This window comes from Nocardia sp. NPDC056541, assembly GCF_042794235.1.
Taxonomy (GTDB): domain Bacteria; phylum Actinomycetota; class Actinomycetes; order Mycobacteriales; family Mycobacteriaceae; genus Nocardia.
On the sequence record NZ_JBHTUD010000022.1, the window covers coordinates 54,121 to 77,129 of the forward strand.

Below are 23,009 nucleotides of genomic sequence, written 5' to 3' on the forward strand. Positions count from 1 at the left end.
GCGCCGTTGCGACAGCTCACAACGCGGGGCGGTGGGAGCTAGGGCAGGCGTTGACGATAGAGCAAACTGACCACGACTCCCGCCGCGATGGCCAGCATGCCGAACAACAGCCACGGGCGGCTCGCATCGCCCCGTGTGGTCTCGTAGCCGATCTGTTCCTCGAGGGTGTCGTAGACCGCGGTGAGTTCGGCCAGCGACGACGCGGTGTAGAAGTCGCCGCCGGACAGCTCGGCGATCTCGCGCAGCGAGTCGTTGTCGACCGGCACCTTCACCCGCTGGGAACCCTTGCCGTCGGAGTCCGGGATCTCGACCGTGCCCCATTCGGTACCGAAGGAGATCGTCGAGACCGGGATGCCCTTGTTCTTGGCCAGGCGCGCGGCGGTGAAACCGTGGCGCGGGTTGTCGACGTCCTTGTCGTCGGGCACGGTCTGCTTGCCGTCCGACATCAGCACCACCCGCGCGGGCGGTGGCGTCTCGGCGCCACCGAGGACGGCGGCCAGAGTGTCGATGGACTGCAGGGCCGTGAGGACGCCCTCGCCGGTGGCGGTGCGCTCGGCCAGCTTGATGTTGTCGATCGAGTGCTTGACCGCCTCGCGATTGGTCGTCGGCGACACCATCACCGAGGCCGTGCCCGCGAACGTGACGAAACCGAGGTTGATACCGGGGGTCAGACCGTCGACGAAATCCTTGCCTGCCTTCTGCGCGACCTGCAACCTGTTCGGCTCCACGTCGGTGGCTTCCATCGACAGCGAAACATCCATCACCAGAACCACAGTCGCGCGGTTACGCGGCACCTTCTGCACGGCGGTCGGACCGGCCGCGGCGATCGTCAGCAGGACCAGGCCCGCCAGGATCAACGCGATCGGGACATGGCGCATCGGGCTCGGTCGCGACGGGGCGACCCGCTCCAGGATGGCCATGTTGCCGAACTGCAGCATCCGCTTGTGCCGGGCGCGCTGCACCAGCACGTAACCGAGCACGAGCAGGGCGACGACCACGAGGAAACCGAGCCAGACGACGGCCGTGAAATGCGAAATACTCACTGGCGAGGCACCCGCCCGCTCGGGGCGCCGAGGCTGTGGCGCCGGGTGGACACGAACCGGACCACGTCGGCGATCCAGTCCCGATCGGTCTGCAGGGTGAGCACCGGCGCGCCGCAGCTGCGCAGCGCCTGCGCCACCTGCTCACGCTGGGCTCGGGCCGCGGCCGCGAAATCGGCACGCAGCGTGGGAGTGACGCTGAACTCGCGGGTGCGGCCCGATTCGGGATCGTGCAGCACCACGTCGCCGCCGTCGGGCAGCGCGACATCGAGGGGGTCGAGCACTTCCACGGCGAGGAGGTCGTGGCGGGCGGAGATGGCGCGCAGGGAGCGCTGCCAGTCGACGTCACCGAGGAAGTCGCTGATCACCACGGCCAGACCGCGTTTGCGTTGCGGACGGCGCAGCGATTCGATCCCGGCCTTGAGATCGCCGCGTACGCCGTCGCGGGCGTGCGGGGTGGTGGCGATGCCGCGCAGCAGGGTCTGGGCATGCATGCGTCCGCTGCGAGCGGGGATGCGTACCAGATCCTGACCGGTCGCGACGACCGCGCCGATCCGGTTGCCGCCCCCGGAGGTGAGGTGGGTGATCGCCGCGGCCGCCGCGATCGCGAGATCGCGTTTGTGTACCCGGCCGGTGCCGAAGTCCAGGCTCGACGACAGGTCGACGACGAGCCACGTCTCGAGCTCGCGGTCGGCGATCATCTGCCGCACATGCGGATGGGTGGTGCGGGCGGTGACCGACCAATCCATCTGTCGCACATCGTCACCCGGCTGGTACAGCCGTGCCTCCCCCGGTTCCGAACCCGGTCCGGGGATCAGCCCCTGGTGGTCGCCGTGCAGCACGCCGTCGAGGCGGCGCCGCACGGTCAACTCGAGGGTCTTGAGCGCGGCGGCCAGCTTCGGGTCGGTCAGTTCACCGGCACGGAACGAGGGCGGAGCGTGAGACGACACGGGCACGCGGACAACGGGTTCCGGCGCACTCACTGGGGCGCGACGGAGCCGGCGGGCTGGGACTGCTGCCCGTTCACCGCCTGCGGCACCGGCTGCTGCTGGGGCGGCTGGGGCACCGGCGGCTGCTGCGGTGCGGCCTGGCCGTTGGCCTGCGGGGCGACCTGCGGCAGCCCGACCGTCTGGAGCACGCGCTTGATGACGTCCTCGGGCGAAACCTCGTCGGCCAGTGCGTCGTACGACAGCACCAGACGGTGACGCAGCACGTCCGGGATGACCTCGACGACATCCTGCGGAACCACGTAGTCACGGCCACGGATCAGCGCGACCGAGCGCGCCGCGGCGATGATGCCCAGGCTCGCGCGGGGGGACGCGCCATAGGAGATCCAGCTCGCCACATCCTCCATGCCGAAGTCGGCGGGCGTGCGGGTCGCGGTGATCACACGGACCACGTAGTCGACGAGCGCGTGGTGCACGAAGACGTTGGCGGCCACCTTCTGCAGGCGGATGATGTCCTCGGGGTCGAGGATCTGGTTCGGTTCGGGCGCGCTCACACCCATCCGGTAGATGATCTCGCGCTCTTCCTCGACCGAGGGGTAGTCCACGACGACCTTGAACAGGAAGCGGTCGCGCTGCGCCTCGGGCAGCGGGTACACGCCCTCGCTCTCGATCGGGTTCTGGGTGGCCATGACCAGGAACGGATCGGGCATCGGGTAGGTCTTGCCGCCGATCGACAGCTTGCGCTCGGCCATCACCTCGAGCAGTGCCGACTGCACCTTGGCGGGCGCGCGGTTGATCTCGTCGGCGAGCACGAAGTTCGCGACGACCGGGCCGAGCTCGGTGTCGAATTCCTCGCGGCCCTGCCGGTAGATGCGGGTACCGATGAGATCGGTCGGCACCAGGTCCGGGGTGAACTGCACCCGGGAGAACGAGCCGCCGACGACCTTGGCGAAGGTTTCCACCGCAAGAGTCTTCGCGACGCCCGGCACACCTTCGAGCAACACGTGTCCGCGCGCCAGAACGCCCACGAGCAAACGCTCGACGAGCCGGTCCTGACCGACGATAACCCGCTTGACCTCGTAGATCGCCTTCTCGAGAGTCTGGACGTCACGCTCCAGGGTGCTCGGCGTGGCCGTACCGGCGTCCTTCGCCAGCTTCGGCCCGCTCACACCTTCCGTCGAAGTCACCAACATCCCCGCTTTCGCTTTGGTCCTGTGCGTGCGGCACCAACTATTCCATTGAATCGCCCGGTGCGCCGCAACCGGCCAGTACTAGACGGGGATTCGTCATGCTCGTGACGCCGCTCACGCGCAGCGGCGACTGTGGCGCACGCTGCATCGATCGCGGCCCTACCAGCGGCGATGGACACTCAGCCGGTGACGATGCGGACCGCGTACGGCATGATGCCGTCTTCGCGGACCGGGGAAATCTTCACGACATCCCCGGATTCAGGGGCCTCGATCATCTTGCCGTTGCCCAGATACATCGCCACATGGGCGCTGCCACCGGGACCCCAGAACAGCATGTCGCCGCGCTCGCGGTCCTCGACGTCGACCCGGGTGCCCGCGTTGTACTGATAGCCGCTGTAGTGCGGCAGCGACACGCCGATGCCGGCGAAGGCGTAGAGCATCAGGCCCGAGCAGTCGAAGCCGACTTTGTTGAAGTCACCGTGGGCGTCGCCGGTGCCGCCGTCGCGGATGCCGAGGGTGGGACCGTCTTCGTCGCCGCCGCCCCAGGCATAGGTGACGCCGAGTTGCGACATCGCGCGGTCGACCACTGTTTCGATCGCGGCCGAACCGGTGACCTGCGGTTGCGAGGGTCGCGGTTTGGTTCGGCGCGGGGAGGCCGGGGTGGACTCGAGGTCGGCGTGCGGGCGCTGGCCCTCGTTGAGCTGGGCGGCGCGGTCGCGGGCGGCTTTGTCGGCGGCGGCGCGCGAGGCGGCGGCGTTGGCGGCGGCCAGCAGGGCCATCACCTCGGCTTCGCGTTGGTCGTCCCAGGCCAGGAAGATCTCGCGCTGGCTCTGCAGCCCGGCGACGGTCGAGCGGGCGACGTCGAGAGCGGACTGTGCCGCGCTGCGGTCGCGACGCAGGGTGTCGCGAGCCACGGCCTGGGTGTCGAATTCGGACTTCGCGATGTTCACCGCGGCTTGGGCGGCGTCGCGCTTCTGCTCAGCCCCGGCGGCGGCGTTGTCGGCGTCGGTCTTGGCCTGCCGCGCGGCGGAGTTCTGGTTGGCCTGGGCGACCTGGGCGCGGCGCAAGCCGTCCAGGACCTGTCGCTGGTTCTTCGACACCATGCCGAGCACCTGCGCGCGATCCATCGCGGCATCGGGGGTGGAGGAGGCGAGGTAGGTGACGACCGAACTGTTGGCGGGGCGCACGTACGCCTGAGTGGCGACCTGATCGAAATCCTGGCGTGCCGCACCGACTTTCACGCCCGCGTCGGCCAGCTGGGTCTGGCTGTCGGTGACGGCGGCTGCGGCGGCGTCGGCGGCGTCGCGCGCGGTCTGCAGGTCCACGAGTGCCTGGTTGACCGCTTCCCGTTTGCCCGCGAGCTGATCGTCGAGTTCGCGTAACTGCTGATCGGCGGCGGCGACGCGATTGATCAGTACACCGATCTCGGTGACCCGCGCGTCGACCTGGGCGCCCGCACCGGCGATCTCACCGTCGGACGGATTGGGTGGAGGGGGTGGCACAGCAGCGACCGGTCCCGCGGCGAGCAGCACTGCCACTACCGCCAGCAAACCGATCGCTATTCGTAATAGACCTGGTTCGTCCTGCCTGCCCGCACTGCGCACGGCACCTCCGAGTATCTCGACTCGACATACGCCACCGGCGCATCAGTCGAAACACCGACCACAAGAGTCGACCAATGCCCCCTGTACCACTGCATTCACGATCGCGTTCATCGCAACCGTACGACACATAGTTCACAAAGGAAACATCCGTCACAGTGGGGCGCGGCATCAATTCACAGATTGCTCGGAATTAGCCTGACGAAAGACAGTTTTCTACCGCAGAAAACAGACCGTTGGTCTGGAAATGTGACTGCAGTGAAACCAGTTAGTTGGTGGAACCCGCATCGACGCGCGAGGACGTGGGGGCTGCCGACGCGTCCGCATCGGGACCGCGGCGGACCTTCACCAGGTACAGCCCGGCGATCACGAGTGCCATCAGGGTCAGCAACACCGTGGTGATGACGCCCCAGGAAACGCCCTCCGGCTGCTCGAGCCGGTCGACGAAGGCCTGCACGGCCTCTTCGGGGTGATTGCCCTTGTACTTGGCCGCATCCTCGGCCCATTCGAGTCGCACCCGGCTGATGGTGTCGCTGTAGGTGCCCAGCCAGTCGTCGCTGAACACGGCGACAGTGCCGTGGGTGTTCTCGCCGACCTCGGTGGCCAGGTCACGTAGGCTCGAGTCGTGGCCGGGATTACCGGGAACGATGACGACGCTGAGCGGGATCCCCTCGGATCGCGCCTGCGCGACGATCGCCGCCAGTTTCTCCTGATCCTGACCCTTGGGGGCCGCGACGTGATTGTCGGCGAGGTCGGACGCGACGCTGCTCAGCACGGTGTTCGGCGGCAGTTCGGCCGCCATCGGCGCAAAAGTGGTCATGTTCCATCCGGTCTGTCGAGCCACGATCGCCGGTGTCGCGACGGGCGTCCAACACTGCCAAGGTGAGCGTCACTGCGTCTTCCCCGACTTCGCTCGTCAGGCACAGTACGCGACTCGGCGCCCGGCTACGCCTGCGCGGCACCACCCACGGCCCCCGCGTATTTCATAGGACAAGCGTACTGTTAGGATCGTACGGCGAGGAATCAGGCATCTCACGGTGCCGGATACCCCCTCCGAAGACGCGAGTCGCCGGCACAGCCCCGCCGGCGGCACACCCTCACACATGAGTGGAGCTGACGTGACGAAGATTGATACCTTCGGCGCCAAGGGCACGCTCGAGGTCGGAAGCAACTCCTACGAGATCTTCCGTCTCTCGGCTGTTCCCGGCACCGAGAAGCTGCCCTACGCCCTGAAGGTGCTGGCAGAGAACCTGCTGCGCACCGAGGACGGCGCCAACATCACCGCCGATCACATCCGCGAGATCGCGAACTGGGACCCCTCGGCGCAGCCGAGCGTCGAGATCCAGTTCACCCCCGCGCGCGTGATCATGCAGGACTTCACCGGCGTGCCCTGCATCGTCGACCTGGCCACCATGCGTGAGGCCGTCACCGTCCTCGGTGGCGACCCGAGCAAGGTCAACCCGCTCTCGCCCGCCGACATGGTCATCGACCACTCGGTGATCCTCGACGTCTTCGGCCGCGCGGACGCACTGGAGCGCAACGTCGACCTCGAGTACGAGCGCAACGGCGAGCGTTACCAGTTCCTGCGCTGGGGCCAGGGCGCCTTCGACGACTTCAAGGTCGTCCCCCCGGGCGTCGGCATCGTCCACCAGGTCAACATCGAGTACCTGGCCCCGACCGTCATGGTTCGCAACGGTCAGGCCTACCCCGACACCTGTGTCGGCACCGACTCCCACACCACCATGGTCAACGGCCTCGGCGTGCTGGGCTGGGGTGTGGGCGGCATCGAGGCCGAGGCAGCGATGCTCGGCCAGCCGGTCTCCATGCTGATCCCGCGCGTCGTCGGCTTCAAGCTGACCGGTGAGATCGTGCCCGGCGTGACCGCCACCGACGTGGTGCTCACCGTCACCGACATGCTGCGCAAGCACGGCGTGGTCGGCAAGTTCGTCGAGTTCTACGGCGCCGGCGTGTCCGAGGTGCCCCTCGCGAACCGCGCCACCCTGGGCAACATGAGCCCGGAGTTCGGTTCCACCGCGGCGATCTTCCCGATCGACGAGGAGACCATCAACTACCTGCGCCTGACCGGCCGCACCGACGAGCAGCTCGCGCTCGTCGAGGCGTACGCCAAGGAACAGGGCATGTGGCACGACGCCGACAACGAGCCCGCGTACTCGGAGTACCTGGAGCTGGACCTGGGCACCGTCGTACCCTCCATCGCGGGCCCGAAGCGCCCGCAGGACCGCATCCTGCTCAGCGAGTCGAAGTCGGCGTTCCGCTCCGACATCGGCGACTACGTCACCGGTGACTTCACCGCGCTCGACGAAGGCGTCGACGAGACCTTCCCGGCCTCGGATCCGGTCTCGGTGTCGGCCTCCTCGGCGAACGACAGCTACACCCCCGCCCACTCGGCCGCCAACGGCGCCGCGGGTCGCCCGTCCAAGCCGGTGCAGGTGCGCTCCCAGGAGCGCGGCGACTTCGTCCTCGATCACGGCGCCGTCGTGGTCGCGGGCATCACCTCCTGCACCAACACCTCCAACCCGTCGGTCATGCTGGGCGCCGCCCTGCTCGCCCGCAACGCGGTGGAGAAGGGCCTGTCGACCAAGCCGTGGGTGAAGACCAACATGGCGCCGGGCTCGCAGGTCGTCTCCGACTACTACGAGAAGGCCGGTCTGTGGCCCTACCTCGAGAAGCTCGGCTTCTTCGTCGGTGGCTACGGCTGCACCACCTGCATCGGCAACACCGGCCCGCTGCCCGAGGAGATCTCGGCCGCGATCAACGACAACGACCTCTCGGTCACCGCGGTGCTCTCGGGTAACCGCAACTTCGAGGGCCGCATCTCCCCCGACGTGAAGATGAACTACCTGGCCTCCCCGCCGCTGGTCATCGCCTACGCGCTCGCGGGCACGATGGACTTCGACTTCGAGACCGACGCGCTCGGCACCGACACCGAGGGCAACGAGGTGTTCCTGAAGGACATCTGGCCGTCGCCGCAGGAAATCGACGACACCATCAAGTCCTCGATCAGCCAGGACATGTTCCGCAACTCCTACGCCACCGTCTTCGACGGTGACCAGCGTTGGCAGGGCCTGGCCACCCCGGAGGGTGACACCTTCGAGTGGGACGAGAAGTCGACCTACGTGCGCAAGGCGCCGTACTTCGACGGCATGTCGATGGATCCGTCCCCCGTCACCGACATCTCCGGCGCTCGCGTGCTGGCGCTGCTGGGCGACTCGGTCACCACCGACCACATCTCCCCGGCGGGCCCGATCAAGCCCGGCACTCCGGCCGCGCAGTACCTCGACGCCAACGGTGTGGCCCGCAAGGACTACAACTCGCTGGGCTCGCGTCGCGGTAACCACGAGGTCATGATCCGTGGCACCTTCGCCAACATCCGGCTGCGCAACCAGCTGCTCGACGATGTCTCGGGTGGTTACACCCGCGACTTCACCCAGGACGGTGGCCCGCAGGCGTTCATCTACGACGCCTCGCAGAACTACCAGGCCGCGGGCATCCCGCTGGTCGTGCTCGGCGGCAAGGAATACGGTTCGGGCTCCTCGCGTGACTGGGCCGCCAAGGGCACCAGCCTGCTGGGCGTGAAGGCCGTCATCACCGAGTCGTTCGAGCGCATCCACCGCTCCAACCTGATCGGCATGGGCGTTGTGCCGCTGCAGTTCCCGGCCGGGCAGTCCGCCGCGTCGCTGGGCCTGACCGGCACCGAGACCTTCGACATCGCGGGCATCACCGCCCTCAACGAGGGTGTCACCCCCAAGACCGTCAAGGTCACCGCCACCGCCGAAGACGGCAAGGTCACCGAGTTCGACGCGGTCGTGCGCATCGACACCCCCGGTGAGGCCGACTACTACCGCAACGGCGGCATCCTGCAGTACGTGCTGCGCAACATGATCCGCGGCTAACTGCTCGATCCGGTGGCGTGACATCGTGAGATGTTGCGCCACAAGGGCATTCGTGTGCCCGTGAATAATGCGACAGCCCCCGTCTCGGTTCGCCGGGGCGGGGGTCCGTGTATCCGCTAGTTGGAGGAATCATGCCCAAGGTCAGCGACGACCACCTCGCCGCGCGCCGCAGCCAGATCCTCGACGGTGCACGACGCTGCTTCGCCGAATACGGCTATGACGGCGCCACCGTGCGCCGCCTGGAGGAGGCCATCGGCCTGTCCCGCGGTGCGATCTTCCACCATTTCCGTGACAAGGACGCTCTCTTCTTCGCCCTGGCCAAGGACGACGCCGAACGCATGGCCGAAGTCGCCGCCAACCAGGGCATCGTCCAGGTGATGCGCGATATGCTCGCCCGCCCGGAGGAATTCAACTGGCTGGGCACCCGCCTCGAGATCGCGCGCCGAGTCCGCACCGACCCCGAATTCCGCGCGGGCTGGACCCAGCGTTCGGCCGAACTGACCGCCGCGACGCTCGCCCGCCTGGAGCGTCGCAAGGCCGCCGGAGCCCTGCGCGACGACGTCCCCACCGACGTCCTGCTCGGCTACCTCGACCTGGTTCTCGACGGCCTCATCGCCCGCATCGCTTCGGGCCACACCAACGAAAACCTTTCCGCCGTACTGGATCTCGTCGAAGCCTCGGTGCGGCGCAAGGAATCCTGAGTTAGGCTCGGCGTGGCCATGGAGTAGTTCAGCAGGTAGAACGCCGACTCCACAGGACGGATGTCGCGGGTTCGATTCCCGCCTCCATGGCCACCGAACTTTCGCCGATTGCGCACGGCGGGATCACCACGGGGCGCCCTTTCCCCGGCCGGGATCGGCGGGTCAGCTCGCCCAGCCATCGAGCAGGGTTCGCGAGATCCGGTCCAGGGCGGCCCGATCCGCGGGCGTCAGCACCGACAGCATCGCCGTCTCGTTTTCGGTGTGCGCCACGACCACCGTGTCGACCAGCACCCGGCCCTGCTCGGTGAGCGCCACCCGCACGGCGCGACGATCCTCGCGGTCGGCGATCCGGACGACCAGGCCCGCCGCTTCGAGCCGGTCGATGCGGCCGGTCATCCCCGCGCGCGACAGCATCAGAGTGTCGGCGAGCACCGACGGGTTGAGTTCGAAGGGCGAGCCCGAACGACGCAGTGCCGCAAGCACATCGAACTCACCACGCTGCAAACCGTGTGCGGCGAAGACGTTTTCGATCCGAGCCATGGCGATGTTCATCAGCCTGCCGAGCCTGCCGAAGACCGCCATCGCCTCGAGTTCCAGTTCGGGTCGCTCCCGCTGCCACTGCGCCGTGATCGCATCCACCACGTCCGGTTCGCGTTCATCCATGGACACGATTCTATTCGCTGAGATATAGTTCGGTAGCGAATTATCAACCGACGAACGGAATGGTCATGACGAACACCCGCGACATCGCCCTCTGCCTGCCCGAGGATGCCGAGACACTGGGCACCGAGAACGTGCGGATGCGCCTGCTCACCGACGCGAACGCCAGCGACGGCGCGGTGAGCACCCTCGAGGTCACCATGGCGCGGGGTGCCGACGGCGCCGCTCCGCACTTCCACACCCGTTCCGACGAGCTGTTCTATGTCGCCGACGGCGAACTCCAGGTCATGGCGGGCGATCGCATCCTCACCGTCGGCGCGGGCGGCTCGCTGGTCGTCCCACGGCAGATGCCGCACGCCTTCGGCGCCACCCCGGACAGCGGCGCGCGCATCCTCATCGCCCTGATGCCCGGCGTCGAACGCTTCGAGTACTTCCGCCTGCTCGATCGGCTCATCCACGGCACGGCGACCCACGAGGAATTCGTCGCCGCCCAGGAGGAATTCGACAACCACTTCGTCGACGCGCCCGCGTGGTGGGACGAGCGCAACGCCCACCGGGTTTGAGCCGTGGCGCAGAACGCGGCCCTTGCCGCCGTACCGGGCCTGATCGAGGCCTCGGCACGGCGGCAGGACACTGATCTACGCCGTCAGCATCTCCGTCAGATGATCGGCGATCGCAACAACGGTCGGCTGCTGCCAGAAGACGGTGGCCTGCAATTTGTGGCCGAACCGCTTCTCGAGCTTCTTGCGAATGGTCACCGTCATCACCGAATCGAGTCCCTGTTCCAGCAGCGGACGGCGCGGATTCAGATCCGCCGGATCGGGCAAGCGCATCTCGGCGGCGATCGTGCCCGACACCTCCGCCGCGATCAGCTCCCGCACCTGCTCGGTGGTCAGGTTCTCCAGCGACAGCACCGGACCGGACAGCGCCGAGCCTGCCGCTGAATCGTCCTCGACCGGACGGTCGATGACCGGATACTCCATTCCGCTGACCCGGGCGATCACCGTGCCGTCCGTCGACGCGACCAGCCCGTCCACGACATCGGTGCGCTTCGGATCCAGGGCCACCTCGATGATCACCTCGTCGGCCGGCTCACCCGCACAGCGCACGTCATCGATCTGGACCACCATCCGCAGGACCGGTTCGCCGCCGAACGCGGCGGGCGCGATCGACATCACCGCATCGAGTACCGGTGCCCAGGTGGCGCTGCCGCCTGCCGCGACGCGCACTCGCGCGCGCACCACGTCGGCGCCGAAGAGCAATTCCTCGACACGCCACTCGAACCCGGTTTCGGGCACCCCGACCGCGGCCAGTCGCTGGTGGACCACGCCCGGTTCGACCGGGAACATCCGGCGCGCCGCCGGGTCGTCCAGGGCCGTGGGCAGCGGCACCCCGGCTGCGACCGGCACCGAGGATGCCTCGGCGTGGATCAGCCAGGCGGCTTCCTGCTCGGGGTCCTCACCCGGTGTCCGCGAAGCGATCCGCAGCAGCCCACGATCCGGATCGTGCACGACCTGCACCTCACGCTCACCGTCGGTCAGCAGGGGATGGCGCATCGCCACCCCGGCGAGCTCGATCGCGGCGTCACCGAGCACACCGGCCTGCCGGAAGGTCTCGACCAGCACGGCGGCGGGGACGATCTCGGCGCCGTTGAGCGCGTGGCTACCCGGATAGGGGCGGTTCTCGTCCACCAGCACCGTGTTCCAGATCCGCAGATCGCTGCCCGCGACGGTGCTCGGGGTGCCGAGCAACGTGTGCGAGGTCGCGGCGTGCCCCTGGCCGGGGACCCGACCGGCCACCGAGGGGGCGTGCCACAGCCGACGTCCCTGCCACGCGTAGCCGGGCAGATCCGCCTGCGCCGCGGGCGGCTGCAGGCGGTCCAGGTCGACGAGCAGTCCCCGGCAGTGCACGGTGCCGAGCGCGGCCAGGAAGGCCTGCTGCTCCGGCACGTCGCGACGCAGGGTCGTGCCGACGAACGCGTCGTCGATTCCGCTCTCGCCGAGCGTTTCCCGAATCGAGTGGGCGACGACCGGGTGCGGCGAGATCTCGAGGAAGTCGCGGAATCCGTCGGCCAGCGCGGCTTCGACGGCGCCCGCCAGCCGCACGGGATTTCGCAGGTTCGCGACCCAGTACTCGGCGTCGGCCGCCGGTTCGGCACGCGCGTCGAGCAGCGCGGTCGAGTACATCCGCACCGAATGCGGGCGATAGTCCAGGTCGGCGCCCGCCGCCGCGAGCTCGGCGAGCAGCGGGTCCATGTGCGGACTGTGGAACGCCACATCGGAGGCGACGCGGCGCACTCCGATCCCGTCGTCGGGCCACTGCGCGAGCACCTCCTCGATCGCGCTCGGGTCACCGGAGAGCACACTCGACACTGTCGACGACGCGATCGCGGCCACCAGATCTGTTCTGCCGCCCAGCTTTTCGTCGGCATCCCGCAACGACATCGTCACCATCGCCATCGCGCCGTTGCCCGCGACCCGGCGCAGCAGGATCGAACGCCGGCAGATCAGCCGGGCGCCGTCGGCGAGCGGCAGCGCCCCGCTGGCCACGGCGGCGGCGATCTCACCGACGGAGTGGCCGATGATGGCGTCCGGGGTCACCCCGTACGCTCGCCACATCGCGGCCAGACCCGTCTGCATCACGAAGATCATGGTCTGGATCCGGTCGACGCCGTCGATCTCGTCGTCGATCAGTACCTGTCGCGGCGAGAAGCCGATCTCGGCCAGGAAGATCGGCTCCACCTCGTCGACCACCGCCGCGAACTCGGGCACGGCGAGCAGCTCGCGTCCCATTCCGCGCCACTGTGAACCGTGTCCGGAGAAGACCCACACCAGGCCCTTACCGAATTCGGCGGCCACGGTTCCCGTCACGACGCCGGGGTCCGGCCGTGCGGCGGCCAGTTCCCGCAGTCGTGCGATCAACTCGTGCTCGTCGCGGGCCACCACGGCCGCGTTGTGGTTCAGTCGCGACCGGTGATGGGACAGGGTGCGGCCGACGGCGTCGAGCGACACCGCGCCCGCCCGGTCGCTGACCCACTCCGCGAGCCGATCCGCGTACGCGCGCAGGGCGGCATCGGAGGCCGCCGAGAGCGGAAACAGCCGGAGCCCGTCGAGCTCGGTCCGCGGCGGCGCGACTGGTGGCACGGGCGCGGCGGGCGCTTCCTCCAGCACCAGGTGCGCGACGGTGCCGCCGTAGCCGAAGCCCGAGACGCCCGCGCGCCGCGGACTGCTGCCCTCGGACCACGCGGTGTGCTCGGTGGCGAGCCGAATACCCGAAGTGTCCCAGGGGATCTCCGGATTGAGCTCGGTCGACAGCGGCGTGCGCGGGATCTCGGCGTGCCGCAACGCCAGCACCGTCTTGATCACACTGGCCACGCCCGCGGCCCCCTCGAGGTGGCCGATGTTCGATTTCACCGACCCGATCAGGCAGGGGTCGCCGACCGGACGCACCGATCCGTACACCGAGGCGAGCGCCTCGGCTTCCATCGGGTCGCCCAATCTGGTGCCGGTGCCGTGCGCCTCGACGAAATCGACTGTGGCCGGGTCGATTCCGGCGTTGCGGCAGGCCCGCGCCATGACGTGAGCCTGTGCTTCGCCCGACGGCGCCATGATCCCGTTGGTCCGGCCGTCCTGATTCACCGAACTGCCCCGGATGAGCGCGAGCACCTCCTCGCCCGCGCGCTGCGCGCTGTCCAGGCGGCGCAGCACCACGACGCCGCAGCCCTCGCCACGGCCGTAGCCGTCGGCCGAGGCGTCGAAGGCCTTGCTGCGGCCGTCGGGGGGCGAGCGCGCCCGCCGCGTCGAGGGTGATCGTCTGGCCGGGGGTGACGATCAGGTTCACCCCGCCCACGATCGCCAGATCGCAGTCACCGTTGCGCAGGCTCTGGGCGGCCAGGTGCAGCGCCACCAGCGAGGCCGAGCATGCCGTGTCCACCGCGATGCTCGGTCCGCGCAGATCGAACGAGTGCGACAACCGGTTGGCGACAGCGCAGGTCGCCGCGCCGATGCCGGTCCACGCCTCGATGCTCGCCAGGTCCTCCAGCATCAGCGCACCGTAGTCACCCGTGCAGACGCCGACGAACACACCGGTCTCGCTGCCCGCGAGTTCTCGCGGCGCGATCCCGGCCTGCTCGAGCGCATCCCAGGTGACCTCGAGCAGCAACCGCTGCTGCGGGTCCATCAGCGAGGCCTCACGCGGGGAGATGCCGAAGAATTCCGCGTCGAAGCGCTCGATCTCGTCGAGGAAGCTGCCTCGGGTCACGGTGTTCTGGATGGCGGTCGCGAATTGTGGTGTGCGGTGCCGATATCGCGACCAGCGCTCCGGCGGTATCTCGCCGTAGGTGTCGCGCCCGGCCGAGAGCAGTTGCCAGAAGTCGGCGGGGGAACCGACGCCGCCGGGGAAGCGACAGCCGATGCCGATCACCGCCACCGGATCGACCGGGGTGTGGGAGGCGTTGCCGGAGACAGGGTGGGACATAGCGTTCTCGTTCCTGGATGCGACGGACGTGGGATCGGGATGGACGGTCACGCGATCCACCCCGGATCACGCAGAACCTTGATGACCGCGGCCGACAGCAGCACGCCGGGCGCCGAGCCGAACAGCAGCATGTACTGACCGGGCCCGAGTTGACCCGTGGTGATCAGATGCTCGAACGACAGGATCTGGTCGCTGGCCGAGCAGTGGCCGATGTCGCGCCCGAATTCCCAGGTCGACATCTCCATGGGCAAACCGAGCGGCACCATGCACCGCTGTTCGGTGGCCTCGCGCGAACAGTTCAGGAACGCGACGCGGGCGATGTCGCCGAGCTCGATGCCCGCATCGGCGAGCGCCTGGCCGACCACCACCGGGATCTGCTCGCGCACCCGCGCCAGGGCCGCGCCCAAGGGCGAATCGGGCGCTGCGGCCACCTTGGCGGTGATCTCCTGCAGCCGGGCGAAGAAGTCGGGCGACTTCCCGAGCGAGACACCGGGCGGGAACATCGGTTCACTGGCCCGGTGGATCTCCTCGGCTTCGGGAATCGAGGTGTGGCACACCGACAGCAGCTGGGCGAAGCCGTCGGTCTTGCTCAGCACCACCGCGGAGGCGGCGTCACCGGCGACGAACAGCGCCGACATCTGCCACCGGTCCATCAGCGGGGTGCCGAAATTGTCGGCCGCCACCAACAGCGCGGTCCGCCGGTCGGGATCGGCGCGCAGGTAGTCGAATGCCATCGACAGGCCGGCGAACATGCCGTTGCAACCCTGCCGGATCTCCAGCGCCGGGATCGGCCCGACGAGATGACGTTGCAGGTAGGGGTGCGGCAGCCAGCCCTCCGGGCCTTGCAGCCAGGTGCTGGCGTACAGCAGCAGATCGAATTCGTCGGCGGCCAGACCGGACCGTTTCACCGCGACTTCCGCGGCGCGCAACGCCATCTCCGGGGCAGGGATCGGACCGGCCACCGCCGCGCCGCCGAGCTCGTGGATCTCCGCGGTCTCGGCGGAGTACAAGCCCTGTGCGACAGCCTGTTCGGTGGTGACGGTCGAGGGGAGGAACGAGCCGAGGGCGGCTATGTAGGTATCGGGTGTTCGCATGAAGATCCTCAAGCAATCGAGTCGGTCTGGTCCTACCGCCCGGTCCAGTGCGGTAGACGTTTCTCGGCGAAGGCCAGCGGGCCCTCGGTCGCGTCGGACGAGTCCGCGCGGACGCGCTCCCACGGGTAGTCGGCCTCGAAGGCGGCGGGCAGTGGCAGATTCGCCGACAGCGCGGCGGATTCCTTGATCGCGCGAATCGACAGGGGCGCGCAGGCGAGCACGTCGGCGGCCCAGCGGTCGGCGCACGCGTCCAGTTCCGATTCGTCGACCACCTCGTTGACCACCCCGAGCTCGTAGGCCCGGGTGGCCGACATCGGGCGGCCGGTCAGCAGATGCCCCATCGCGACGCGGTAGGGCACCTGCCGGGGCAGCCGGAAGACCCCGCCCGCGCCCGGGATCAGCCCCAGTTTCGCCTCGGGGAGCCCGAATCGGGCGTCGGTCGACGCGATCACGATGTCGCAGGCGAGCGCGAGCTCGAACCCACCGCCGAGCGCGTACCCGGACACCTTCGCGATGATCGGTTTCGCGAAGGAGAAGCGTTCGGTCAGCCGCGGATACCCCGGCTTTCCCGCGCTGCCGAACGAGGACCGGGTCGGGGCGCCGTCGCCGATCCGCTCGGCCAGTTCCGTCAGGTCCTGCCCGACCGAGAACGCCCGCCGCCCCGCCCCGCTCAGCACGACGGCCCAGATGTCGTCGTCGGCTTCGATGTCGTCCCAGATCTCGGCCAGCTCGGCGTGCATGGCGCGATTCATCGCGTTGAGCACCCGCGGCCGGTTGAGTTCCACGGTCGCGAGATGGCCGTGTTTGCGGTACTCGACGGTGCTCGACGGCGCCACGGTGGTCATCGCGGCGCCTTGCGGTCGAACCGCTCGGTCTTGGCCATGACGTCCGGGGAGTACAGCCGCAACGCCTGGTGCAGCGCGAATTCCGCCAGATAGCGGCGGAACACGTCCTGTGGTTCCTCGGCGACGACCAGCATGTGCTTGTTGGCGACCACGGCGGGCGAGGCGAGTCTGGCTGCGGCCTTGCCGATTTCGAGGTCCATGTCGGCCGGTTCGGCGACGGTGTCGATCAGCGACCGCGCCTCCGGTTCGGTCGCCCAGATCTTGCGGCCCCACAGGATCACCTCCCGCGAGAGCCGGAAGTTCGCCGATCGTCCCAGGCGCAGGTTCGCGACGCCCGGGATGATGCCCTCCTGCGCGGCGGGCAGGCTGACGTAGCTGTCGGTCGCCGCGATGACCCGATCGAAGACCATGAGCAGCTGTGCTCCGCCCCCGATCGCGAACGAATCGACGGCCGCGACCCAGGGTTTGGTGACCGGGACGGCGGGCCAGCGCGCCGCGTCCTCGGTGTGTCCGCGCAGGATCTTCGCGATGTAGCCGGTCTCGCGTCCGAGCAGGAAGTCGAGGAAGGAGATCTTGCCCTGGTGCAGGTGGGCGAGATTGATGCCCGCGCTGAAGACTCGGCGACCGCGATAGCGCGGATGGTCCATCACGCCGCCGCGGACCACGCCGACCCGGGTCTCGGGGTCGAGCAGTACCAGGTCGACCGCGGTTTCCATATCGGCGACGTGCTGGTTGTCCTCGGCGTTGAGGCACTCGGTGTTGGTGATCGTGATCGTCGAGGTGCTGCCGCTGCGCTCGAGGCGCGCGGCAGGCAGTGCGATCGAGCCGGTAGCGCGGAAGTCGGCGAGCAGGTCGAGGGCGGCCTCGGTGGGCGCGCGCATCGCGTCGAGCAGGTGATTGCCGAGGACCGGGTCCGCGAACACGGCCTGGAAGAAGATGCCCTGATCGATCTCCCAGCCCTCTTTCGCCGGCTGCGGCACCGCGGCGTCGGCGTGCACCTGCGCGGTGCTCGGGAGCAGGCCGGGATACAGCACAGTCACGGCCGCGGCGAGCGCGCTCAGCCGAAGACCTCGCCGCAGGTCATCGGTGGCCGTTCCGTAGACGACAGCGAGGTGCCGTCGCAGGAACTGCCGACGCAGGCGGCGCAGCACGTGGTGCGCGGCCGCGGCCGCGGCGGCCGCCGTCTCGTCCCGGTCGGGAACCGGTCCGAGCGACTCCAGCAAGGCGGCGTGTTCGGTTGCCGCAGCGCGCAATTCGGCCATGTCGTAGTCGAGCTGACCCACGATCGTGCGCGGGGTGATGACGATGGTCACGATGCCGCCCGTTCACGTCGCAGCGCGCGGTCCGAGGCGGCCAGATGCGCGCCGAGCGCGTCTTCGAACCGGGTGCTCGGCGCGTCGAGCAGCAACCTGCGCCGGATCGCGATCTCGATTCCCGAGACCGCGCCGAACAGCGCGGCGCCCGCGGCGATCGAGTCGGCGTCGGCGCCGGGTTCGATCACGGCGTCCACCAGGCCGCAGTCTCTGGCCCGCTCGGCCGACAGCGCCCTGCCGAGTACCGCCAATTCCCGGGCCGGACCACCGCCGGCCTGACCGGCCAGCCGGTAGACCGCCATCGCGGGCCACACCCCGCCGTCACTCGCCGCCAGCTCGAAGACCGTGCCCGCCGCCATGATCCGGTAGTCGGCCACGAGCAGGAGCTCCGCGGCGGGCCCGTACGCGTCGCCGTCGACGAGGGCGATGACCGGCGCGGGGACCTGTTCGAGACGGCGCAGCGCGCCTTCCCATTTGTTCACGTCGCCGACGCTGACCGGGCCCGGCCAGGCGAATCGCGCACCCGGTGCCGCACCGCCGATGCGCAGGACCACCGCGCACTCTCCCCCGGCCGCCGACGCGTCCTCGGCCCGCACCGCTGCCGCGAGCACGCTCGCGGTCAGTTCCGGTGCGAGCGCACCGTCGGCTGCCACTTCGGTGGTGATCATCTCAGTCACGAATTGCCTTTCCACAGGATGGTTTTCGCCCTTCGGCGCTCAGAACCGCAGCAGCGCGGTCTCGATCTGCGATCCCGGACCCATCGTCATGAGGACGCAGTAGTCGCCGGGCGCCACGCGCCCCTCGGCCAGCAGCCGCTCATAGGAGAACAGAAACGATCCGCTGGACAGATTCCCGAAATCGCGCATGACGCTCACGGTGTGGCGCAGGTCGTGTGTGGTCAGACCCAGGTTGATCTTCACCGCGTCGATCACCTTCTTGCCGCCGGAGTGCACGATCCACTGGGCGATGTCCTTGCGCCGGAGCCCGGCGTCGCCGAGTAGTTCGTCGACGACCCGCTCGACGTGGGCGCCGACCTCGTAGGGAACCTCTTTGTCGAGATAGAAGCTGAACTTGCCGGCATCGTCGTCCCAGTCGTAGCGCATCGCGTCCACCGCCCGCGTGATCATGTAGCTGGCGCGCCCGATCAGTTGCGGCGCACCGGATCGCGTGTCCGTGCCGGCGCCTTCGTAGGATTCGCCGGTGCTGATCGCGAGGGCGGCGGCGCCGTCGCCGAACAGGCTGTTCACCACGGCGGTCCGCATCGTTCCGTCGAAAACGTAAGCCGCCGAACATGCTTCGGAGCAGGCGAGGACCGCCAGCCTGCCCGGGTTGGCGGCCGACCAGGAGGCCACCGCGGTCAGGCCGTTGAGCCCCGCGTTGCACCCCATCCCGACGACGTCGAGGCGCCCGGTGCTCGGCGCGAGACCGAGCTCGTTGATCAGCAGGGCGCTGAAACCCGGGGTGAGAAATCCGGTTGTCGTCACCGCCACCAGGTAATCCACGTCCCGCGGCTGTCTGCCGATCTCGGCCAGGCATCGCCGAATCGCCGCCGAACCGGTGTCCACGCCGTGCCGTCGATGCTTGCGCAGCAGGTCACCTTGCGACTCGGACCGGAACTGTCCCGCGTCGTCGACCGGCGGCAGGGTGAGATAGCGGTGCTCGATCCCGCCGTTGAGGAAGACACCGCGGATCTTCGGGTCGTCGATGGCCAGCAGATCGACCAGCTCGCGCTGGCTGTACCGCGTGGGCGGATTCGCCGACGCCACCCCGAGCAGGCGCGGTGTCGTCGAGGTGGTGCCGGATTCGGTGTCGCGATCGGCGCCGTGCACGCGTCGCGCGAACAGATGCTCGATGGTTGTCATGATCGAGGTCCAATCTTGTGCGATAGACACCGCAAAGCCGCGAATGACGGCCTATCGCAGTTGCAGTCGAGCGAGAAACAACAGTGCTTGAAGCACGCATCGACGGTGATGTGCGCGTGGTGTGGCGGCGATCGCCCGAACCTGCCCCCGCAAGGTTCCGGTCCCGGTATCTATGCCCCCGCGACCCGATGTTCAGCCCAAACCTACTGTCGCCCAATGGATTTCACCAGGCCCCAATTTCTTGGGGGATGAATTCGTTACCAGGTGACCGCCGCCCCGATGCATGGCCGATTCCCACAATCCCGCACGGTCTCGAACCACGGCTAGAGATAGATGTGGACATTCGTCGATGACGAATGTCATCGGTGAACGTCTACATTGGTTTCTGGCGGGCGGTCGCGGCTCGCGGAACAGTCATGGGGTGGTAGCGGTGATACTGGAACGTGCGCCCTTGTCGAACGCGACCCGGCCCGATCGGACCGGCGCCGCCCTCGGCGTGCTGCGTGGGCTGTCGGCGCGGATTCCCCGCGACGCCGTGGACATCGCCGCGGCGGGCACTGTCGTGGCCGCGCTCGCGCTCGGCACCCTGACGCTGATCGCGACCGTCACCACCGACACCGGGCATCGACCCGACCTCGCCGTGACCGCCGCTCTGCTCGCGGTGAGCCTGTCGCTCTACCTCCGCCACCTCGCCTTCGCTGTCCGCGACGCCGTCCCACCGGCAGCGCCCATCACCTCGGCGCTGCTGGCCGTGCTGGTGGTCGGGGCGGCGCCGGTCCTCGGTGTCGCGTGGCTGAACACCGTGCACATCGTGGCGGTGGTCGTCGCGCTGACGCTGCGACCCGTGCTCGCCCTGCCGATCGCGGTGGTGCTGATCGCCGCCGTCGCGCCGTCGGCGGCATTGCTCGGCGCGACCGAGCAGGAGGCGATCTGGTTGCTGGTCACGACCGCGATGCGGGTGGTCGCGGTCTACACGCTGGTCTGGATGGTCGTCGCGTTGCGCCGGCTACGCAGTGCCGGTGCGGCGCTCGCCGAACAGGCCGTCGCCCGCGAACGACTGCGAATCGACCGCACGGTCACCCGAACCGTCCATACCGCACTGGTGGCGATCACCGAGTCCGCCGATCGCGCGGCGAGTTCCGCCGCGCGGAGCGACCATGTGTCGGCGCGCGCCGAACTCGGCGAGCTCGTCGCCACCTCGCGTAGCGGCCTCGCCCAGGCGCGGCAACTGATCCGCAGTGTCCAGCAGACCGACTTTCGCCGTGAGCTCGCTTCCACTACAACACTTCTCGCCGCAGCGGGCGTGGTTGCCCGCATCGACCTGCCCGCCGAAGGACCACCGGCACAGTACGAGGAACCACTGCGCGCCGAACTGCGCCACCTCCTGGCGCGGCTCCTGCGCGACGGGCCGACCGAACCGGTGCTGATCACTGTTCGCCAGGTGGGGGGTCGCTGGCAGCTCGACTGCGCCATCGAGCCCAGAACCGCCACCACGGCAGGGGAACTCGGATGACCGAGGTGTCGCGCCCGCTCCTCGGCCCCTGGCTGGCGACCGCGCAGACCGCGCGGTTCCTCCTGGTCGGGACCACCTGCGCTACCGGTGCGCTGGCGCCCGCACGGGCGACCTTCGCCGGAACCGAGCAGGCAGGCCCGGCCTCGCTGTGGTGGATACTGGCGGTCGCCGTAGTCGCCGTGCACCTGTACCACGCCTTCGGCACGGTCGGCGCGGACCGCGAGCCCGGTAGCGCCGACGACCCTCGCCCGCGGGGCTGGCCCATGACCTTCACGCTGCTGAGTGGTCTCGTGTACCTACCGATGGTCTGGTCACCGACGGCGTGGGGCATCAGCCAGGTGTTCTTCGTCGCCTCGGCCGCACTGCTCGTACGCGGCCTGCCGCGCGTACTCCTCTGCGCGGCCCCGATCGCCGTCACCGCGGTCGGCACGCTGTTCGCCGCCGACCGCATCGCGTCGCGTCACCCGGTGGCGGCCGCCATCGAGGTGGTGGTCGTGTTCACCGCCATCGCCGGGTGCCTCGTCGGCGTGGCCCTGCTGGTCCGCGCCGTGGCCCAACTCGAACGCACCCGCACCGATCTCGCCGAGCAGGCCGCGGGCCGAGAACGCCTTCGGGTCTCGCGCGACCTGCACGATCTCCTCGGGCAGAGCCTGTCGGCCGTCTCACTCAAGGGCGACCTGGCCGCGGCCTTGCTGCCCAGCGATCCGGGCGCGGCACGATCGGAAATCGACGGCATCGCCGCACTCGCCCGCGAGACCCTGCAGGCGATGCGACGAGTCACCCTCGGCGAGCACACCATCTCCCTGCGCACGGAAGCCGCCGGGGCCACCGCCCTGCTCTCGGCCGCCGGGATCGACACCCACCATCACATCGATCTTCCGCCGCTGGCGCCCGAGGTCGACGACGCGTTCGCGTGGGCCACTCGCGAAGGCATCACCAATGTGCTGCGGCACAGCACCGCCCGCACGTGCTGGATCGAAGCCGGTCGGCGGGACGGCACGCTGTTCTTGGAGATCGTCAACGACGGGGCGCACCGCAAGCCGGGTTCCGGGAACGGCCTGTCCGGACTGGCGGAGCGGACGGCGGCGTTGTCGGGTACCGTGTCGGCGCGACACAGCAAGGACGGCCTGTTTCACTTGCGCGTCGAGATCCCAGGGGGGACATGATGATTCGCGTGCTCGTCGCCGAGGATATGCACATGATCCGGGGCGCGCTGGTGGCGCTGCTGTCCCGCGAGGAAGACATGGACGTGGTATCGGAACTGGACCGTGGCGACCATGTCATCGACGAGATCCTGCGCACGCGCCCGGATGTCGCGTTGCTCGACATCGACATGCCGGGCCTGGACGGACTCAGCGTCGCCAAGCTCATTCACGAACAGGTACCCGAAACCCAGGTGCTGATCCTGACCGGACTCAGTCAGCCGGGCTATCTGCTGCGCGCCCTGCACGCGCAGGTGCGCGGTTTCGTCGTCAAGGACGCACCGGCGCAGACGCTGGCCGACAGTATCCGCAAGGTTGTCGCCGGCGAGCGGGTAATCGACACCGACCTGGTCGCCGCGGCCCTCGAGACCGGTACCAGTCCGCTCACCACCCGTGAGGCCGATGTGATCCGGGCGGCCGAGACCGGGATCAGCACCGACGAGATCGCCACCACGCTGTTCCTGTCACCGGCGACGGTGCGCAACTACTTGTCGAACGCGATCACCAAGATCGGTGGGCGCAACCGCATCGACGCGATCCGCATCGCCCGCAATGCCGGCTGGCTGTGAGCTCGACCGGTCGCGACAGCACCTGGCCGGGACGCCGGAAAACCCGACGGCACAGTGCCGTCGGGTTTCGGCGCCTCGCTGG

Annotated in this window: 18 protein-coding genes, 1 tRNA gene and 1 pseudogene; 7 read left to right on the top strand and 13 right to left on the bottom strand. The window is 68.9% G+C overall.

Going from position 1 to position 23,009, the window contains the following annotated elements; translation table 11 throughout:
* Nucleotides 1–38: 38 nt before the first annotated feature.
* The 5 genes from ACFQ9R_RS29805 to ACFQ9R_RS29825 form a co-directional block, all read right to left on the bottom strand.
* Nucleotides 39–1,043 (bottom strand): VWA domain-containing protein, encoded by a 1,005-nt coding sequence (locus ACFQ9R_RS29805; protein WP_378995280.1) that lies wholly within the window; start codon nt 1,041–1,043, stop codon nt 39–41.
* Nucleotides 1,040–1,996: a DUF58 domain-containing protein gene (locus tag ACFQ9R_RS29810; RefSeq protein WP_378627164.1), complete on the bottom strand. Its 957-nt coding sequence runs from the start codon at nt 1,994–1,996 to the stop codon at nt 1,040–1,042. Before ACFQ9R_RS29810 ends, ACFQ9R_RS29805 begins: the two co-directional genes overlap by 4 nt.
* A 23-nt stretch (nt 1,997–2,019) precedes the next feature.
* Nucleotides 2,020–3,180 carry an AAA family ATPase gene (locus ACFQ9R_RS29815; RefSeq protein ID WP_378995282.1) on the bottom strand — a complete coding sequence of 387 codons (1,161 nt, stop codon included), beginning with the start codon at nt 3,178–3,180 and terminating at the stop codon, nt 2,020–2,022.
* 176 nt (nt 3,181–3,356) lie between these two features.
* Nucleotides 3,357–4,724, bottom strand: a complete 1,368-nt coding sequence (locus ACFQ9R_RS29820; RefSeq protein ID WP_378995347.1) for an NlpC/P60 family protein — start codon at nt 4,722–4,724, stop codon at nt 3,357–3,359.
* A 322-nt stretch (nt 4,725–5,046) separates the two neighbouring features.
* Nucleotides 5,047–5,598 (bottom strand): DUF6676 family protein, encoded by a 552-nt coding sequence (locus tag ACFQ9R_RS29825; RefSeq protein WP_378995284.1) that lies wholly within the window; start codon nt 5,596–5,598, stop codon nt 5,047–5,049.
* A gap of 283 nt (nt 5,599–5,881) precedes the next feature.
* Here ACFQ9R_RS29825 and acnA point away from each other — a divergent pair, with 283 nt between their 5' ends.
* The 3 genes from acnA to ACFQ9R_RS29840 all read left to right on the top strand — a co-directional run bounded on the left by acnA (nt 5,882) and on the right by ACFQ9R_RS29840 (nt 9,486).
* Nucleotides 5,882–8,692 carry an aconitate hydratase AcnA gene (gene acnA, locus ACFQ9R_RS29830; RefSeq protein WP_378995286.1) on the top strand — a complete coding sequence of 937 codons (2,811 nt, stop codon included), beginning with the start codon at nt 5,882–5,884 and terminating at the stop codon, nt 8,690–8,692.
* A 131-nt stretch (nt 8,693–8,823) separates the two neighbouring features.
* The gene (locus tag ACFQ9R_RS29835; RefSeq protein ID WP_358072240.1) at nt 8,824–9,393 is read left to right on the top strand and encodes a helix-turn-helix domain-containing protein; all 570 of its coding nucleotides are present in this window, start codon (nt 8,824–8,826) and stop codon (nt 9,391–9,393) included.
* A 17-nt stretch (nt 9,394–9,410) separates the two neighbouring features.
* Nucleotides 9,411–9,486, top strand: a tRNA-OTHER gene (locus ACFQ9R_RS29840).
* Between the two features lie 69 nt (nt 9,487–9,555).
* Here the strand turns inward: ACFQ9R_RS29840 and ACFQ9R_RS29845 are convergent.
* Nucleotides 9,556–10,056, bottom strand: coding sequence for a MarR family winged helix-turn-helix transcriptional regulator (locus tag ACFQ9R_RS29845; protein WP_378995289.1), 501 nt, complete (start codon nt 10,054–10,056; stop codon nt 9,556–9,558).
* 65 nt (nt 10,057–10,121) lie between these two features.
* Here ACFQ9R_RS29845 and ACFQ9R_RS29850 point away from each other — a divergent pair, with 65 nt between their 5' ends.
* Entirely contained in the window at nt 10,122–10,616 is a 495-nt protein-coding gene (locus ACFQ9R_RS29850; protein WP_378995291.1) for a cupin domain-containing protein, read from the top strand.
* Between the two features lie 75 nt (nt 10,617–10,691).
* Here the strand turns inward: ACFQ9R_RS29850 and ACFQ9R_RS29855 are convergent, their stop codons facing one another.
* The 7 genes and pseudogenes from ACFQ9R_RS29855 to dpgA form a co-directional block, all read right to left on the bottom strand.
* Nucleotides 10,692–13,763 carry a type I polyketide synthase gene (locus ACFQ9R_RS29855; protein ID WP_378995293.1) on the bottom strand — a complete coding sequence of 1,024 codons (3,072 nt, stop codon included), beginning with the start codon at nt 13,761–13,763 and terminating at the stop codon, nt 10,692–10,694.
* A 118-nt stretch (nt 13,764–13,881) separates the two neighbouring features.
* Nucleotides 13,882–14,529 (bottom strand): annotated as a pseudogene (locus ACFQ9R_RS29860) (polyketide synthase); the annotation flags it as partial.
* A 47-nt stretch (nt 14,530–14,576) separates the two neighbouring features.
* On the bottom strand, nt 14,577–15,623 hold the full coding sequence (locus tag ACFQ9R_RS29865; RefSeq protein ID WP_378995296.1) for a ketoacyl-ACP synthase III family protein: 1,047 nt from the start codon (nt 15,621–15,623) through the stop codon (nt 14,577–14,579).
* 32 nt (nt 15,624–15,655) lie between these two features.
* Nucleotides 15,656–16,468, bottom strand: coding sequence for an enoyl-CoA-hydratase DpgD (dpgD, locus tag ACFQ9R_RS29870; RefSeq protein WP_378995298.1), 813 nt, complete (start codon nt 16,466–16,468; stop codon nt 15,656–15,658).
* A complete protein-coding gene (gene dpgC, locus ACFQ9R_RS29875; protein WP_378995300.1) occupies nt 16,465–17,781 on the bottom strand; it encodes a (3,5-dihydroxyphenyl)acetyl-CoA 1,2-dioxygenase DpgC in 1,317 nt (438 codons plus the stop codon). The genes dpgD and dpgC overlap by 4 nt, the downstream gene beginning before the upstream one ends.
* The gene (gene dpgB, locus ACFQ9R_RS29880) at nt 17,778–18,449 is read right to left on the bottom strand and encodes an enoyl-CoA-hydratase DpgB (protein ID WP_378995349.1); all 672 of its coding nucleotides are present in this window, start codon (nt 18,447–18,449) and stop codon (nt 17,778–17,780) included. Before dpgB ends, dpgC begins: the two co-directional genes overlap by 4 nt.
* A 48-nt stretch (nt 18,450–18,497) precedes the next feature.
* Complete coding sequence (dpgA, locus tag ACFQ9R_RS29885; RefSeq protein WP_378995302.1) at nt 18,498–19,643, bottom strand: 3,5-dihydroxyphenylacetyl-CoA synthase DpgA; 1,146 nt, start codon at nt 19,641–19,643, stop codon at nt 18,498–18,500.
* A gap of 451 nt (nt 19,644–20,094) precedes the next feature.
* Here dpgA and ACFQ9R_RS29890 point away from each other — a divergent pair, with 451 nt between their 5' ends.
* Genes ACFQ9R_RS29890 through ACFQ9R_RS29900 form a run of 3 tightly spaced genes read left to right on the top strand, consistent with a single transcriptional unit; the run spans nt 20,095 to nt 22,927 of the window.
* On the top strand, nt 20,095–21,156 hold the full coding sequence (locus tag ACFQ9R_RS29890; RefSeq protein WP_378995304.1) for a hypothetical protein: 1,062 nt from the start codon (nt 20,095–20,097) through the stop codon (nt 21,154–21,156).
* Entirely contained in the window at nt 21,153–22,322 is a 1,170-nt protein-coding gene (locus ACFQ9R_RS29895) for a sensor histidine kinase (RefSeq protein WP_378995306.1), read from the top strand. Before ACFQ9R_RS29890 ends, ACFQ9R_RS29895 begins: the two co-directional genes overlap by 4 nt.
* Nucleotides 22,322–22,927 carry a response regulator gene (locus ACFQ9R_RS29900; protein ID WP_378995351.1) on the top strand — a complete coding sequence of 202 codons (606 nt, stop codon included), beginning with the start codon at nt 22,322–22,324 and terminating at the stop codon, nt 22,925–22,927. Before ACFQ9R_RS29895 ends, ACFQ9R_RS29900 begins: the two co-directional genes overlap by 1 nt.
* The last annotated feature ends 82 nt before the right edge of the window (nt 22,928–23,009 follow it).

Excerpts from the sequence above, each read along its gene's own strand:
- dpgA (WP_378995302.1), bottom strand. The coding sequence starts at position 19,643 with ATGACAACCATCGAGCATCTGTTCGCGCGACGCGTGCACGGCGCCGAT.
- ACFQ9R_RS29815 (WP_378995282.1), bottom strand. The coding sequence starts at position 3,180 with ATGTTGGTGACTTCGACGGAAGGTGTGAGCGGGCCGAAGCTGGCGAAG.
- ACFQ9R_RS29825 (WP_378995284.1), bottom strand. The coding sequence starts at position 5,598 with ATGACCACTTTTGCGCCGATGGCGGCCGAACTGCCGCCGAACACCGTG.
- dpgD (WP_378995298.1), bottom strand. The coding sequence starts at position 16,468 with ATGACCACCGTGGCGCCGTCGAGCACCGTCGAGTACCGCAAACACGGC.
- ACFQ9R_RS29865 (WP_378995296.1), bottom strand. The coding sequence starts at position 15,623 with ATGCGAACACCCGATACCTACATAGCCGCCCTCGGCTCGTTCCTCCCC.
- ACFQ9R_RS29900 (WP_378995351.1), top strand. The coding sequence starts at position 22,322 with ATGATTCGCGTGCTCGTCGCCGAGGATATGCACATGATCCGGGGCGCG.
- ACFQ9R_RS29845 (WP_378995289.1), bottom strand. The coding sequence starts at position 10,056 with ATGGATGAACGCGAACCGGACGTGGTGGATGCGATCACGGCGCAGTGG.
- acnA (WP_378995286.1), top strand. The coding sequence starts at position 5,882 with ATGAGTGGAGCTGACGTGACGAAGATTGATACCTTCGGCGCCAAGGGC.
- dpgB (WP_378995349.1), bottom strand. The coding sequence starts at position 18,449 with ATGATCACCACCGAAGTGGCAGCCGACGGTGCGCTCGCACCGGAACTG.
- ACFQ9R_RS29895 (WP_378995306.1), top strand. The coding sequence starts at position 21,153 with ATGACCGAGGTGTCGCGCCCGCTCCTCGGCCCCTGGCTGGCGACCGCG.
- ACFQ9R_RS29835 (WP_358072240.1), top strand. The coding sequence starts at position 8,824 with ATGCCCAAGGTCAGCGACGACCACCTCGCCGCGCGCCGCAGCCAGATC.
- ACFQ9R_RS29850 (WP_378995291.1), top strand. The coding sequence starts at position 10,122 with ATGACGAACACCCGCGACATCGCCCTCTGCCTGCCCGAGGATGCCGAG.